This window comes from Rhizobium sp. LjRoot254, assembly GCF_964254105.1.
In the GTDB taxonomy this organism is placed as follows: Bacteria; Pseudomonadota; Alphaproteobacteria; order Rhizobiales; family Rhizobiaceae; genus Rhizobium_E.
The window spans coordinates 2,027,936-2,042,636 of record NZ_CAXUSM020000001.1 but is presented as its reverse complement, the minus strand read 5'-3'; the positions used below and the strand labels follow the sequence as shown (position 1 = coordinate 2,042,636).

At 60.9% G+C, this 14,701-nt stretch carries 16 protein-coding genes; 12 read left to right on the top strand and 4 right to left on the bottom strand.

Annotation, left to right across the window (positions count from 1 at the left end; genetic code table 11):
* Positions 1-313: 313 nt before the first annotated feature.
* The 7 genes from ACSQ26_RS10040 to ACSQ26_RS10010 all read left to right on the top strand — a co-directional run bounded on the left by ACSQ26_RS10040 (position 314) and on the right by ACSQ26_RS10010 (position 5,262).
* On the top strand, positions 314-1,354 hold the full coding sequence (locus tag ACSQ26_RS10040; protein WP_436008399.1) for a cysteine synthase A: 1,041 nt from the start codon (positions 314-316) through the stop codon (positions 1,352-1,354).
* Between the two features lie 3 nt (positions 1,355-1,357).
* Positions 1,358-2,089, top strand: coding sequence for an alanyl-tRNA editing protein (locus tag ACSQ26_RS10035; RefSeq protein WP_436008398.1), 732 nt, complete (start codon positions 1,358-1,360; stop codon positions 2,087-2,089).
* 37 nt (positions 2,090-2,126) lie between these two features.
* Complete coding sequence (sseA, locus tag ACSQ26_RS10030) at positions 2,127-2,981, top strand: 3-mercaptopyruvate sulfurtransferase (RefSeq protein ID WP_436008397.1); 855 nt, start codon at positions 2,127-2,129, stop codon at positions 2,979-2,981.
* Positions 2,982-3,044: 63 nt separating this feature from the next.
* A complete protein-coding gene (locus ACSQ26_RS10025; RefSeq protein WP_436015185.1) occupies positions 3,045-3,557 on the top strand; it encodes a GNAT family N-acetyltransferase in 513 nt (170 codons plus the stop codon).
* 3 nt (positions 3,558-3,560) lie between these two features.
* Complete coding sequence (locus ACSQ26_RS10020; RefSeq protein ID WP_436008396.1) at positions 3,561-3,977, top strand: hypothetical protein; 417 nt, start codon at positions 3,561-3,563, stop codon at positions 3,975-3,977.
* 70 nt (positions 3,978-4,047) lie between these two features.
* On the top strand, positions 4,048-4,518 hold the full coding sequence (locus tag ACSQ26_RS10015) for a DUF1203 domain-containing protein (RefSeq protein ID WP_436008395.1): 471 nt from the start codon (positions 4,048-4,050) through the stop codon (positions 4,516-4,518).
* Positions 4,519-4,800: 282 nt separating this feature from the next.
* A complete protein-coding gene (locus tag ACSQ26_RS10010; RefSeq protein WP_436008394.1) occupies positions 4,801-5,262 on the top strand; it encodes a hypothetical protein in 462 nt (153 codons plus the stop codon).
* A gap of 73 nt (positions 5,263-5,335) precedes the next feature.
* Here ACSQ26_RS10010 and ald read toward each other — a convergent pair whose 3' ends face one another.
* Positions 5,336-6,451 carry an alanine dehydrogenase gene (ald, locus tag ACSQ26_RS10005; protein WP_436008393.1) on the bottom strand — a complete coding sequence of 372 codons (1,116 nt, stop codon included), beginning with the start codon at positions 6,449-6,451 and terminating at the stop codon, positions 5,336-5,338.
* A 153-nt stretch (positions 6,452-6,604) separates the two neighbouring features.
* Here ald and ACSQ26_RS10000 point away from each other — a divergent pair, with 153 nt between their 5' ends.
* The 3 genes from ACSQ26_RS10000 (at position 6,605) to ACSQ26_RS09990 (ending at position 10,563) form a co-directional block, all read left to right on the top strand.
* On the top strand, positions 6,605-7,072 hold the full coding sequence (locus ACSQ26_RS10000) for an Lrp/AsnC family transcriptional regulator (protein WP_436008392.1): 468 nt from the start codon (positions 6,605-6,607) through the stop codon (positions 7,070-7,072).
* Positions 7,073-7,708: 636 nt separating this feature from the next.
* A complete protein-coding gene (locus tag ACSQ26_RS09995; RefSeq protein WP_436008391.1) occupies positions 7,709-9,691 on the top strand; it encodes a bifunctional 2',3'-cyclic-nucleotide 2'-phosphodiesterase/3'-nucleotidase in 1,983 nt (660 codons plus the stop codon).
* A gap of 104 nt (positions 9,692-9,795) precedes the next feature.
* Entirely contained in the window at positions 9,796-10,563 is a 768-nt protein-coding gene (locus tag ACSQ26_RS09990) for a class II aldolase and adducin N-terminal domain-containing protein (protein WP_436008390.1), read from the top strand.
* A gap of 60 nt (positions 10,564-10,623) precedes the next feature.
* Here ACSQ26_RS09990 and ACSQ26_RS09985 read toward each other — a convergent pair whose 3' ends face one another.
* On the bottom strand, positions 10,624-10,941 hold the full coding sequence (locus ACSQ26_RS09985; RefSeq protein WP_436008389.1) for an HlyU family transcriptional regulator: 318 nt from the start codon (positions 10,939-10,941) through the stop codon (positions 10,624-10,626).
* Between the two features lie 96 nt (positions 10,942-11,037).
* On the opposite strand from ACSQ26_RS09985, the gene ACSQ26_RS09980 reads away from it, so the two are divergent.
* On the top strand, positions 11,038-12,039 hold the full coding sequence (locus tag ACSQ26_RS09980) for an alpha/beta hydrolase (protein WP_436008388.1): 1,002 nt from the start codon (positions 11,038-11,040) through the stop codon (positions 12,037-12,039).
* Between the two features lie 89 nt (positions 12,040-12,128).
* On the top strand, positions 12,129-12,695 hold the full coding sequence (locus ACSQ26_RS09975; RefSeq protein WP_436008387.1) for a hypothetical protein: 567 nt from the start codon (positions 12,129-12,131) through the stop codon (positions 12,693-12,695).
* Here ACSQ26_RS09975 and ACSQ26_RS09970 read toward each other — a convergent pair whose 3' ends face one another.
* The gene (locus ACSQ26_RS09970) at positions 12,696-13,385 is read right to left on the bottom strand and encodes an ABC transporter ATP-binding protein (RefSeq protein WP_436008386.1); all 690 of its coding nucleotides are present in this window, start codon (positions 13,383-13,385) and stop codon (positions 12,696-12,698) included.
* The gene (locus ACSQ26_RS09965; protein WP_436008385.1) at positions 13,378-14,697 is read right to left on the bottom strand and encodes a lipoprotein-releasing ABC transporter permease subunit; all 1,320 of its coding nucleotides are present in this window, start codon (positions 14,695-14,697) and stop codon (positions 13,378-13,380) included. The genes ACSQ26_RS09970 and ACSQ26_RS09965 overlap by 8 nt, the downstream gene beginning before the upstream one ends.
* Between the last annotated feature and the right edge of the window lie 4 nt (positions 14,698-14,701).

Below are 14,701 nucleotides of genomic sequence, written 5' to 3'. Positions count from 1 at the left end.
GGTGGCCTAATACAAATGCTTTCCCGATTTGCCAAGCGATTTTTTGAAGATTCTGCGGAAAAGCGGGGATAGCAGGCATTTCGTGCGATTGGACTATACACTTCACCCACTATCCGCGCCACTTTTGTATCGCGAACTCGCATCAAAACGCAGTTCCACCGGAATCGCGGTATGCCGCCATCCGGCGTTCGAAATGCTGCGGGAAATGTTTTCCCCGCTCTCCACCAGCGGCAGCAACATATTTCTTGCGCTCGAACCCTTGCCGATGAAATAGACGCGGCATAGTTTCACGCCATGAAAACGGAATGATCCCATGCCGACGCATGACAATGTCCTCGAAGCCATCGGCAATACGCCGCTCATCAAGCTCAACCGCGCCTCGGAGCTGACCGGCTGCACGATTTATGGCAAGGCCGAGTTCATGAATCCCGGCCAGTCGGTCAAGGACCGCGCGGCGCTCTACATCATCCGGGATGCCGAGAAGCGCGGCCGGCTGAAGCCGGGCGGCGTCATCGTCGAAGGCACCGCCGGCAATACCGGCATCGGTCTTGCCATGGTCGCTCAGGCGCTCGGCTATCGCACCGTCATCGTCATTCCGGAGACACAGAGCCAGGAAAAGAAGGACGCGCTGAAGCTGCTCGGTGCCGAACTGGTGGAAGTTCCGGCGGTTCCCTACAAGAACCCGAACAATTACGTGAAGCTTTCGGGCCGCCTCGCCGACGAACTCGCCAGGACCGAGCCCAACGGCGCGATCTGGGCCAACCAGTTCGACAACACGATCAACCGCCAGGCCCATATCGAAACCACGGCGCCCGAGATCTGGTCGGACACGTCCGGCCAGGTCGATGGCTTCGTCTGCGCCGTCGGCTCCGGCGGCACGCTGGCCGGCGTTGCGGCCGGTCTCAAGGGCTTCAACCCGGATATCAAGATCGGCCTCGCCGATCCGGAAGGCGCCGCACTCTACGAATATTACACATCGGGCGAGTTCAAATCCCCCGGCTCCTCGATCACCGAGGGCATCGGCCAGGGCCGCATCACCGCCAATCTTGAAGGCTTCGTGCCCGATTACGCCTACCGGATCCCGGATTCTGAGGCGATTCCGCTGGTCTTCGACCTGATCCAGCATGAAGGCCTCTGCCTCGGCGGTTCCTCGGGCATCAATATCGCCGGCGCGATCAGGCTTGCCAGGGATCTTGGCCCGGGCCATACGATCGTCACCGTGCTTTGCGACTACGGCAACCGCTACCAGTCGAAGCTCTTCAACCCGGAATTCCTCGCCTCCAAGGGCCTGCCGATCCCCGAATGGATCGCGCGCAAGTCCACCATCAAGCCGCCTTACGAAATAGCCGAGTAGTCCATGCCCACGCTTCCGCTTTTCCGCGACGATTTCTATCTCTCGACAGCGGAGGCGACCGTGACGGCGGTGCGGGAAACCGGAGCGATCGAGCTCGACCAGACCTGCTTCTATGCCACGTCGGGCGGCCAGCCGGGCGACACAGGCTTTCTGGAGCGCGCCGATGGTTCCCGGATCGAACTCGGCGTCACCGTCAATGGCGAGGACAAGAGCGTCATCCTGCATGTCCCGCTCGAGGGTCAGCCCGTTGCTGAGGTCGGCGAGAAGCTGGCGATCCATGTCGACTGGCCGCGCCGCTACAAGCTCATGCGCATGCACACCGCCTGCCACATCCTCTCCGTCGTCTGCCAGTTCCCGATCACGGGTGCCGCCGTCGGCGAGGATGAGAGCCGCGTCGATTTCGACATGGTGGAGACTTCAGACAAGGATGCAGTGACATCAGCGATGATGGAGATCGTCCGTGCCAACCATCCGGTCTATCTGCAATGGATCACCGATGCGGAACTCGCGGCCAATCCGGGCATTGTCAAATCCAAGAACGTCCGCCCGCCCTTGGGCCTCGGCCGCGTCAGCCTCGTCTGCATCGGCGAGAATGCCGCCATCGACAGCCAGCCCTGCGGCGGCACGCATGTCTCCGAGACCCAGGAGGTCGGCGATATCCACATCGCCAGGATCGAGAAGAAGGGCAAGGAAAACAGGCGCTTCCGGATAAAGTTTGGCACGCCGGAAGCCTGACCTTCACCTAACGTCAAGTCACCGAGAGGAGACTATTATGTCCGAAGAGAGAAGCCGTTTCGTCGTCTCCGCCGATTGGGTCGAGAAGAACCTCGGTGCGCCCGAATTCAGGATCGTCGACGCGTCCTGGTACCTGCCGGCGCAAAACCGCAATGCGGCCGACGAATATGCAACAGGCCATATCCCCGGTGCCGTCTTCTTCGATCAGGACGCGACCGCCGATCACTCGACCAGCCTTCCGCACACCATTCCCTCGGCGCGGGTCTTCTCCGACGCCATCGGCGGATCAGGCATTTCGGACACGGACACAATCGTTGTCTACGACGGCCCGGGCTTCTTCTCCGCTCCTCGTGTCTGGTGGCTCTTCCGCCTTTTCGGCGTCGGGAATGTCTACGTGCTCGACGGCGGGCTGGATGGTTGGAAGCGCGAGGGCCGCGCCCTGACTTCCGATCTTTCCGAACCGGCGCCAGCGGTCTTCAAGGCGCGTTACGACGCTTCGAAAGTCACCACGCTCGAGGCGATGAAGAATATCGTGGCAGGTGCACGCGCCCAGATCGCCGATGCCCGTGGCCCCGGCCGTTTCCAGGGCACCGAGCCCGAGCCTCGCAGCGGTGTCCGCTCCGGCCACATGCCCGGTGCGAAGAACGTACCGGCCGCCATCCTCTCCGAAAACGGCAAGTTCAAGTCGCTGCCGGAGCTGAAACAGACGATCGAATCCGCAGGCATCGATCTCTCGAAGCCCGTCGTCACGTCGTGCGGTTCGGGCATAACAGCGGCGATCATCACGCTGGCTCTGACATCGCTTGGCCACGCCGACAACACGCTCTATGATGGTTCCTGGACTGAATGGGGCGGCCTTGACGATACACCTGTCGTCACCGGCAAGGATTGAGATTTGAAAATCACATCACGGAAGACGCCACGGGCACTCAAGGCGCATATCACGCGGCTGGAAATGACCGCACCGCCGCGCCAGAGCATCGCCCTCCCGGTCAATCTGCACACAGCCGTGATGCGCGTGCCTGACATTCCGCTGCCTTACTATCGTTACCTCTACGATCAGGTCGGCCGCCGCTGGCACTGGGTCGACCGCCTCAGGATGAGCGACGAAGCCTTGACGGCGATCCTGCGCGACAAGCGCACCGAAGTCACGGTGCTCTACGTCAACGGCGCGCCGGCGGGCTTCTATGAATTCTTCTGTGAGGACGCGGACACCGTCGAACTCTGCCATTTTGGGCTGATGGAGCATGCGCGGGGCCTCGGCGTCGGCAAGTGGTTCCTGCTGCAGACACTTTACGCAGCCTGGGCGCATGAGCCGAAAAAGGTCGCGGTCACCACCAACAATCTCGACCATCCCCGCGCGCTGCAGCTCTACCAGATGTTCGGCTTTTCGCCCGTTTCCACCTCGGACGCGCTGGTGCGCCCGCTCAGCGACGACGAGATCCTGAGAATTCACAAAGGCGGCTGACGGATGAATACCGAGGGCCAACCGGTTGTCGTCAGGCGGAGGTTCCGCTGGCAGTACGCCCTCATCATCATCGCCGCCGCGATTCTGTTCTTCTGGGAACCGATCGACAACTGGCTGAATTTCGAGACCCAGACCGTCGAGGTCAAATCGGTCCAAACGCTCTGCACGGCTTTCGATAATGGCAGCCCGGTGCCGCGCGAAGTCGGCCCATGCGACGATATCCGGGCCGAGTATGGAAGTGATGCAACGGTGGAGATCCGCGAGCAGACCTTCGTCGCCTTCGACTACACCTCTCCCGCCGATGGCAAGGTCCACAGTACCAAGATCGTCCGCGACAAGGATGATGCCGGCCAGCCGATCCATGCCGGGAGCCGCATCACGGTCAGGCTGTCGGGCAAGCAGGCCGACTTCGTGAAGTAGAGGTTTTCGGGTGGCTTGGCCCGCAAAGCCGATGGATAATCTGGCACATTCCCTGAACAAGGAGCCTGTCATGTCCATCCATTTCACCGCCATGCCGACCGAAGATGCCGAAACCCTCTGGAACGGCGGCACCGATGCCTACGGCCTCACGCCCGACACCATGGTGTCCGACGGCCCGGGCCATCCCTGTCGCCATTGCCTTGCCAATATCGACGCGGGCGAGGAACTGTTCGTTTTTGCTTACCGGCCCTTCCCTGATGTCCAGGCATTCGCCGAGACCGGACCGATCTTCCTGCACGCCAAACCCTGTAAGCGCTATGCCGCCGAGGAGGTCAGCCCAGCCATCCTCGCCACCAGCCCGGATTTCATCCTGCGCGGTTACAACGATCAGAACAAGATCGTCTACGGCACGGGCAAGGTCACACCTATTGCCGACATCTCCGGCTATTCCGAGGCGCTTTTCGAGCGCGACGACATCGCCTATGTCCACGTCCGCTCCGCCCGCAACAATTGCTACCAGTGCCGCATCGACCGGGCGTGAACGCGCTTTGAAAAGCGGTATCACCGAGGCTTTTGGTCAACCCGCTGACTCCCGGTCAGCGGGTCGTATATGTCAGGCATTTACTGTAACGTACTTGCGGGACACCATTCTTTTCGACAGGCTGCCTCGTCATGGGCGCGGCCGCACCCGCCCGAAAAACAGAGGGGGGACAAGCATGTTTCAACAAGCATTCCGAGCGTTGCGGATAGTGGCTTGACCGGCCGCCTTCCCTGATACCGATCCGGGCGGCACCCGGTGTGAGTTACCTACGGAGATGCCAACATGCGAAAGCCATTTCTCGTCCTCATCGCAGCCGCAGTGGCCCTGTCGATGGGGACCGCCATAGCTGGTCCGCTGCAGGTGCCGTCGCACCCGACGGTGTCGAGCGACAACGGACTGTTCGTCACTGTCGCCAAGAAGAAGAAAAAGACCGTCAAGAAGAAGAAGACGGTCAAGAAGACGAATAAGAACGGCAAGACGACCAAGAAAACCACGACGACGAAAAAGACGACAAAAAAGAACTACAACAACAACAACAGATATCATAACAACCGCTACAACCACGGCTACAGGGCTTGGAACCGGCGGCCGTACTACGGCAGCGTCGTCGCCGGCGTGGCGCTCGGCACGGTCATCGTCGTGGGCGCATCGCGCGTGCCGGTGCAGCCTGATCCGGATCTGTGCTGGTACTGGTCGAACAGCGGCCAGACCAGCGGCTATTGGGACTATTGCGTCCCGCGCTGACGCCGCGCATATCCCGAACGAACAAGGCCGGCGGATCGCTCCGCCGGCCTTTTGAATTTTCTCGCGGGCCGGATCAGGCAGCGAGCGCTGCTTCCGGCTCGATCATCTGCAGGCCAAGCGCCTCTGCCACCGGCAGGTTGGTGATCTTGCCCTTGTGGACGTTGAGGCCGTTGCGCAGGTGCTTGTCGGCGAGGATCGCCTTGATGCCCCGGTCGGCGAGCGCCAGGCCGTGGAAGATCGTGGCATTGTTCAGCGCATGCGCCGAGGTCACCGGCACGGCGCCCGGCATGTTGGCGACGCAATAATGGATGATGCCATCGACCTCGTAGGTCGGGTCGGAATGGGTCGTGGCATGCGAGGTCTCGAAGCAGCCGCCCTGGTCGATGGCGACGTCGACGATCACGGCACCCTTCTTCATGCCGCCGAGCATCTTGCGCGTCACCAGCTTCGGCGCCGCAGCACCCGGGATCAGCACAGCGCCGATGACGAGGTCGGCCGAGAAGACTTCGCTTTCCAGCGCGTCGATCGACGAGAAGCGGGTATGCACGCGGCCGTGGAAGATGTCGTCGAGTTGGCGCAGGCGCGGCAGCGAACGGTCGAGGATGGTGACATCGGCACCGAGGCCGACCGCCATATTGGCCGCATGCAGGCCGACGACGCCGCCGCCGATGACGACGACCTTGCCCGGCAGCACGCCCGGCACGCCGCCGAGCAGCACGCCACGGCCGCCATAGGCCTTCTGCAGTGCCACCGCGCCGGCCTGGATCGACAGGCGACCCGCGACTTCCGACATCGGCGCGAGCAGCGGCAGGCCGCCGCGATCGTCGGTCACGGTCTCATAGGCGACGCCCGTGACGCCCGAAGCCAGCAGGCCCTTGGTCTGTTCCGGATCCGGAGCCAGGTGCAGGTAGGTATAGAGAATCTGGCCTTCGCGCAGCTGCACCCATTCCGACGGCTGCGGCTCCTTGACCTTGACGATCATGTCGGAATTCTGGAAGACTTCCGAGGCCGTGCCGGCGATTTTCGCGCCGGCGGCGACATAATCGGCGTCCGAGGCGCCGATGCCGGCACCGGCATTGGTCTCGATGAGAACGGAATGGCCATGCGCGACATATTCGCGGACCGAGGCCGGCGTCAGGCCGACGCGGTATTCATGATTCTTGATTTCCTTCGGGCAACCGACGCGCATGGATATTCCCCTGTCTTTGTGTTCTGAGCGGGTTTCGATATGCGCGGGATTAGACTGCAAAGCCCGCGAAATGTCCTTGCAAAGTTGCATTGCCGGAAGGCCGTCATTCGAATATTATTGCAATTCAAAACGATTAATTCGAAGGATGTTCGGATGGACAAGCTGGATCAAATCGATCTCGCCATTTTGAAGACTCTCCAGCAGGATGGCCGGATCTCCAATGCGGACCTCGCCGGCAAGGTCGGGCTATCGCCCTCCTCCTGCTCGCGCCGCCTCGATATCCTCGAAAAATCCGGTGTCATATCGGGCTATTATGCCCAGGTGTCGCACAAGGCGCTCGACTACAAGATGATCGCCATCGTCCATATCTCGCTATCCGGCCAGTTCGCCAAGACGCTCGCCGAATTCGAGGCGGCGGTAAAGCGCGTTCCGAACATCCTCGTCTGCTACCTGATGTCGGGCGAATACGATTACATCCTGCGCATCGCCTGCAAGGATCTCGAGGATTACGAGCGCATCCACCGCGACTGGCTCTCGGCCCTGCCCCATGTGGTCAAGATCAATTCGAGCTTTGCGCTCCGCGAAATCATCGATCGCCCGAATGTGGCGGCGTTTGGGTGAATTTCATACGCTCGGAGTCATTTTCTTCCCAACCAAATCAATCCCTTAGTTAAAGTATAAGAAAAAATTCCTCACCCCTCATCCCCGCCCTCCAAACCCGTGAGAGAATCACCCCGTTCTACCCTCGGCTACCCCGCATGGCGATGCGGGCGAGGCAGAACCGGTGCCTGTTGCGGGAAGACGACGTAAAGTCCCGCTTCGGGCGTCCGCGAGAAGGGGCCTCCCCCGGGTGCCGCCGAAAGGTGAGTACGCGTGGCGTGCGTTGTACCGCACACAGGCCCGCCCCCCCGGATCCGACACATCCGGGATCGGGTTGGGCGCAGACGGTCGAGTTCGCGGATGAAAATACACCGAACGGGGCACGGATACGTGTCTTACCGGCTGCCGCAAGGCAGCCATATAACTCGGCACGGAGACGTGCCCCGGCCGATCCTTAGCGACCAGCGAAGGGATTGGGGACGTGCATGGTCATACCACGGGGCGGAACCGCCCGCGTGAACGATAAATCGCGTCTATAAGTTTCCGCTCACATTTCACTTGATATCAGTCAAATGACCAGTTTTTATCAACCGGTAAAAAATACGTCACGAAGCGGGTATACCGCCTTATCCGATCACAGATGAAGAGGAGAACATCATGACCCAGCTGCCGGACTTCACCCCCACCCGCCGCAGCCTGCTCAAGGGCATGGCGGCGAGTTCCGCGCTTGTCATGCTGCACCCCTTCGCCGCCCATGCGCAGGCCAACCAGGCCCATCTCCGGATCATGGAAACCACCGACATCCACGTCGCCGTCTACCCGTACGACTATTATGCCGACGCACCCGACGACAAGCTCGGCCTGTCGCGCACCGCCTCGATCATCGACACGATCCGTGCAGAAGCCGGCAATTCCATGCTGATCGACAATGGCGACTTCCTGCAAGGCAATCCGCTCGGCGATTTCATCGCCTATGAGCGCGGCATGAACAATGGCGAGGTCCATCCCGTGATCAAGGCGATGAACACGCTCGGTTACGATTGCGGCACGCTCGGCAATCACGAATTCAACTACGGCCTCGACTATCTCTTCAAGGTCACGAAGGGCGCGAACTTCCCTTACGTCTGCGCCAACCTGACCAAGGGCCGGCTCGCCGAGGACGCCCGCAAGGACGAACTCTTCCTCAAGCCCTACATGATCATCGAAAAGACGGTGAAGGACGGTTCGGGCGCTGAGAGCACGATCAAAGTCGGCTTCATCGGCTTCGTGCCGCCGCAGATCATGGTCTGGGATTCCAAGAACCTCGAGGGCAAGGCCAATACCCGCGACATCGTGCAGGCGGCCAAGGCTTGGGTGCCCGAGATGAAGGAGGAAGGTGCGGATATCATCATCGCGCTCTCCCATTCCGGCATCGACGGCGCGGGCGAAAAGGAGCGCATGGAGAATGCCTCGCTCTATCTCGCCGGGGTCGAGGGCATCGATGCTGTTTTCACCGGCCACCAGCATCTCGTCTTCCCGGGACCCAAGGGCTGGGATGGCATCGCGGGCGCCGATCCGGTCAAGGGCACGCTGCAGGGCAAACCGGCCGTGATGGGCGGCTTCTGGGGCTCGCATCTCGGCCTGATCGATCTCCTGATCGAGAAGGACGGCGGCAAATGGAAGATCGTCGATTTCACCACAGAGGCACGCGGCATCTATCACCGCGAGGAGAAAAAGGTGATTCCCGACGTCAAGGACAAGGCCGAAGTGCTTGATTCGGTGAAGGAAGAGCATGAAGCGACGCTGGCCTATGTCCGCCGGCCCGTCGGCAAGACCTCGGCACCGCTCTATTCCTACTTCGCGCTGGTCGCCGATGACCCATCAGTGCAGATCGTCAGCCAGGCCCAGCTCTGGTACGTCAAGGACCTGATGGCAAAGACCGAATACAAGGATCTTCCCATCCTCTCGGCCGCCGCACCCTTCAAGGCTGGCGGCCGTGGCGGCGCAGAGTATTATACGGATGTTCCGGTCGGTGCCGTGGCGATCAAGAACGTCGCCGATCTCTACCTCTATCCCAACACGCTGCGTGCCGTGGTCATCACGGGCGAGCAGGTCAAGAACTGGCTCGAAATGTCGGCCGGCATCTTCAACCATGTCGAGCCCGGCGCCCGGGATGCCACCCTGATCAATGCCGATTTCCCGTCCTACAATTACGATGTCATCGACGGCGTGACCTATCAGATCGACTTGAGCCAAAAGCCGAAATACGACAAGGACGGCAATGTGATCAACGCCGATTCAAACCGGATTCAAAACCTGAGCTATGACGGAAAACCGATTGATCCCGCTCAGAAATTCGTCGTCGCGACAAACAACTACCGCGCCGGCGGCGGCGGCAATTTCCCTGATATCAAGGACGACAAGGTGGTGCTGGTGGCGCCCGATACCAACCGCGACGTACTGGTGCGCTACATCATCAGCGAAGGCACGATCAATCCATCCGCCGATGCCAACTGGACGTTCAAGCCGATGGCCGGCACGACCGTGCTCTTCGAAACCGGCCCCAAGGCCCGCTCCTTCATGGCTGACGTCAAGGGCGCGAAAATCGAGGATGCCGGCGAAGGCGCCGACGGCTTCGCGAAATTCCGCATGACCCTCTGACACGGAATAATTTGAGCGTCGGGCGGCAGCCATTGCCGCCCGGCGCATTGACCCGGCGACGCAGGCAGCGCATTTTGGCGTCACACGAATTCAGGGAGAACCCGATGTCCGCCAACGTTGCTTCGATGCCGAAACTGACCAACCTGCCCTTCTACGAAGAGCGCGTCGATCTCGCCGCCGCCTTCCGCTGGACCGCTCGCCTCAACATGCATGAAGCGGTCGCCAACCACTTCTCGCTCGCCGTCAACGACGAGGGCACCAGGTTCCTGATGAATCCGAACCAAGTGCATTTTTCCCTGATCAAGGCCTCATCCCTGCTTCTCCTCGATGCCAACGATCCCAAGACCATGGAGCAGCCCGACGCGCCGGATCCGACAGCCTGGGGCCTGCACGGCTCGATCCACCGCCACCTGCCGCATGCCCGCTGCGTCATGCATGTCCATTCGATCTATGCGACCGTGCTGGCTTCCCTCGCCGACTCGCGCCTGCTGCCGATCGACCAGAACTGTGCCACCTTCTTCAACCGCTATGCGATCGACGACAGCTACGGCGGCCTGGCTTTCGAGGACGAAGGCGAACGCTGCGCCCGCCTGCTCAAGAATCCCAAACATAAAGTCCTTGTTATGGGCAATCACGGCGTGCTGGTGCTCGGCAGGGACGTCGCCGATGCCTTCAACCGGATGTACTATTTCGAGCGCGCCGCCGAGACCTATATCAAGGCGCTGCAGACCGGCCAGAAACTCCGCGTCCTATCCGATGACGTTGCCGAAAAGGTCGCCCAGGAGATCGAGGATTATCCCGGCCAGTGCGAACGCCACCTCGCCGACCTGAAAATCCTGCTTGAGCAGCAGGAGCCGGATTATTTGAATTGATGACAGAAACGGAAACGGCCCCGCGAGGGGCCGATTTCATTGAACAAATACGCGTCAATCTCAGACCTGGCGTTCCGCCGCCCCGTCGCCGAATAGGCCAGCACCATGCTGGTCGATGATCTGCTTGGCCTTGCGGAACGTGGTCTCCACCGCATCGTCTTCGCTGGAGAAAATATCGGCGCGGATGAACTTGCGGACCTTCACTCCGTCGGGCGTATCGCTCTCGATCCGGCCGGCCAACCGCCACTGGCCGCCCTCCTTCATCGGCGTCGCGTAGACGGCATATTCGCCGATCCGCTCCATCCGCTGCTTGCCGCCAGTGGGAGCAGCAGCCTCGCCGCCGCCAAATCCAAACAATTTTGAAAGAAATCCTGCCATATGCTTCGTCTAGCATAGCGATTTGGGCCAAGGAAGCCTCATTCGCATGCTAATATCGTCTTCCGCTCGGTCGGCCCGATGCGCGGGAGGCACAATTTGACGAGGACGTCCAAGATCATACTTCCTGTTACGATCATCGCAGTCATTGTGATCCTGCTTCTCGGCGCGGCATGGCTGTTCGGCCCGCGAACCCCGGTCGATACCACCATCACCTTCGATCCGGCGACAATCGGCGACGATCTCGACGCTTATCTCGACAAGGCGGAAGCGAAAATCCGCGGCATCCAGCCCAACCAGCACAAGGACATCGTCTGGGCCGATCCGGAGACCAAAGCCAGGACGCCGATCTCGATCATCTACATCCACGGCTTCTCGGCCTCTCCCGGAGAGATGCGGCCCCTGCCCGACATCATCGCCGGCAACCTCAGGGCCAATCTCTATTTCGCCCGCCTCAAGGGGCACGGCACGACGACCGACGCCATGGCTGATGTCAGCGTCAACGCCTGGGTCAACGATCTTGCCGAAGCGGTGGCGATCGGCGAACGGCTCGGCGAACGCGTCGTCGTGATGGGCACATCCACCGGCGGCGCGCTTGCGACCTGGTCCTTGACGCGACCGGAATTCAAGAACCGCATCCATGCCGCAGTCTTCTTCTCGCCGAACTATGGCGTCCAGGCGTTCGGCTCATCGCTGCTGACCGTGCCATTCGCCCGCGAACTCTCCCGCCTCGTACTCGGCGAGACCCGCTCCTTCGAGCCCGGCAACGAACGCCAGCGGGTCTTCTGGACCACGAGCTATCCCGTCGAAGCGCTGCTGCCAATGGCCGAAACGGTAAAGATGGCTGTCAACGCACCGGTCGAGACCATCTCGGCGCCGGCGCTTTTCCTGATCTCAGCAGAGGACAAGGTCGTCCAACCCGCCATCACCCGCGCAATCGAGAAGCGCTGGGGCGGACCGCACAATCTCATCCAGGTCGATGGCGTCGAGGATCCCAACCGTCACGTCCTTGCCGGTGATGCCATGTCACCCGCCACAACGGTGCAGCTCGCCGGCCTGGTCGCAAGCTGGCTCAAGGAAACGCTAGAATTGCCGCGTTGACGCAATCTTGACTGGCGCCTTCCTTGACCCTGCCACAAGCCGCGTCTCTTATTCTGCCTGACAGCAGATGATTCCCGGCGGAGAAGACGTTGAAGATATCCCAGCTTCTTGCGGCAGCGATGATGATGGCAGCGCCCGGACCAACATTCGCCGGCCAGGTCACCGATCTAGCCATCGAGGCCGAGGAATTGATCGGCAAGGGCGATGGACCGGCGGCTTATGACAAGATGCGTCAATCACTGGCGGCCGTCTCCGACACCATTCCCTTCGATATCCGCAAGGCATTCTTCGTCAGCGAGAAGCCATTGATCTTCGGCAGCTACAAGCGCGTTGCCTCGAACGAATTCCCCAAGGGCTCGTCCCTGATCACCTATGCCGAGCCGATCGGCCTTGCCTGGGTCGCCAACGGCGACGGGGTGAAGAGCGCCTTCACCGTCGATTTCGAACTGCGCAATCCCGCCGGCGAAATCCTCGCCGAGCAAAAGGCATTCGGCAATTTCAAGGTGGAAAGCCGCGAACCGCTTTTCGAGATCTACACGCCGTTGACGCTGGATGTATCCGCCGTGCCGGCCGGCGACTATGTGCTGAAATACACGTTCAACGACGTGAACTCGAAAAAGAGTTCGAGCATCGAACAACGATTCAAACTGAAATAATCAAACCTCGACGACCCGGCCCTCTTCGAGCGTCACACGTCGGTCCATGCGGGCTGCAAGCTCGTGATTGTGCGTGGCGATGAGGGCGGCAAGGCCGGATTGGCGCACCAGAGCTTCCAGCGCGTCGAAGACATAATGCGCGGTCACCGGATCGAGATTGCCCGTCGGCTCGTCGGCGAGTAGCACCAGCGGTGCATTCGCCACGGCACGGGCAATCGCGACACGCTGCTGCTCGCCACCCGAAAGCTCGGCCGGACGATGGTGGCCGCGATGGCCGACGCGGAGATAGTCGAGAAGCTGGGCGGCGCGCTGCTCGGCCTCCTTGCGGGAAAGCCCGGCAATCATCTGCGGCATCATCACATTCTCGGTGGCCGAGAATTCCGGCAGCAGGTGATGGAACTGATAGACGAAGCCGATCTCCATGCGGCGGATCGACGTGCGATCGCCGTCGGACAGCGAGCCGCAATCGACGCCGTTGACCAGAACCCGGCCGCTATCCGGCTTTTCCAGGAGGCCCGCGAGATGCAGCAGGGTCGACTTGCCGGTGCCCGAAGGCGCGACGAGGCCAACAATTTCACCCTTCCGCATGGTGAAATTCGCATCCTTGAGAATATCGAGACGTTGCTCGTTTTCACCGAAATGACGCGATACATTGTGGATCTGAAGGACGTCGGCAGTCAGTTCATTCATATCTGAGAGCCTGCACAGGATCGATGGTGGATGCCCGCCAGGCTGGCAGGATGGTGGCGATGAAGGAAAGCGTCAGTGCCATGACGACGACGGTGACGGTCTCGCTCAGGTTCATTTCCGCCGGCAACTGGCTGAGGAAATAGAGCTCGGGGTTGAAGATCGTCGTACCCGACAGCCACGAGAAGAATTGCCGGATACTCTCGACATTGAGGCAGACGATGACACCAAGGATGACACCGGCAAACGTCCCGACGACGCCGATCGTCGCCCCCGTCATGAAGAATATCCGCATGATGGCTCCTGATGTCGCGCCCATGGTCCGGAGAATAGCGATATCCGGGCCCTTGGATTTCACCAGCATGATCAGGCCCGAGATGATGTTGAGCGCCGCGACCAGCACAATCAGCGTCAGGATCATGAACATCACGTTGCGTTCGACAGAGAGCGCCGAGAAGAAGGTGCGGTTGCGCTGCCGCCAGTCGGTGATGAATATCTGCCGTTCCGCCGATTGCTCGATCAGCGACCGCATCTCGTCGATCGCCTCGGGATGATCGAGAAAGAGCTCGATCGACTGCGCGATGCCCTCGGCGTTGAAATAAAGCTGCGCTTCCTCGAACGGCATGAAGATGATCGAGGCGTCATATTCCGACATGCCGATCTCGAAGATCGCCGAGACCTTGTAGGATTTGACGCGGGGATTGACGCCCAGCGGCGTAACGTCGCCCTCCGGCGAGATCAGCGTGATCGTGTCGCCGGCGGAGAGCCCGAGTTGCTCGGCCATGCGGGTGCCGATCGCCACGCCTTCGCCGGCGGCAAAGGGGATCAGATCGCCCTGCCTGATATTGTCGGAGATCATCTTGAGCCTGGAAAGATCGTCGGCACGAACACCGCGGACGAGCGCGCCGGTGCCGGCGCCCGCCTTGCCCGATGCAAGCGTCTGGCCCTCGACCAGCGGGATAGCCTCCCTGACGCCGGGGATCTTTGAGAACCGGTCGGCAAGATCGGCGTAATTGTCGAGCACGCCGTCGATCGGCTGCACGATCATGTGGCCGTTGATGCCGAGAATGCGGGTGATCAGCTCGGTGCGGAAGCCGTTCATCACGGCCATCACGATAATTAGCGTCGCAACGCCGAGTACGATCCCGATGAAGGAAAAGATCGCGATTACCGAAATGAACGCTTCCTTGCGGCGCGGCTGCAGGTAGCGCAGCGCCACCATGCGCTCGAAGGTCGAGAACGGACGAGCAGAGGGCCTCGGCGCCTCATCTCGCTCCTCGGCGGTTGTCCCCGCATCGGCCGTTTCGCTCACCATTCCC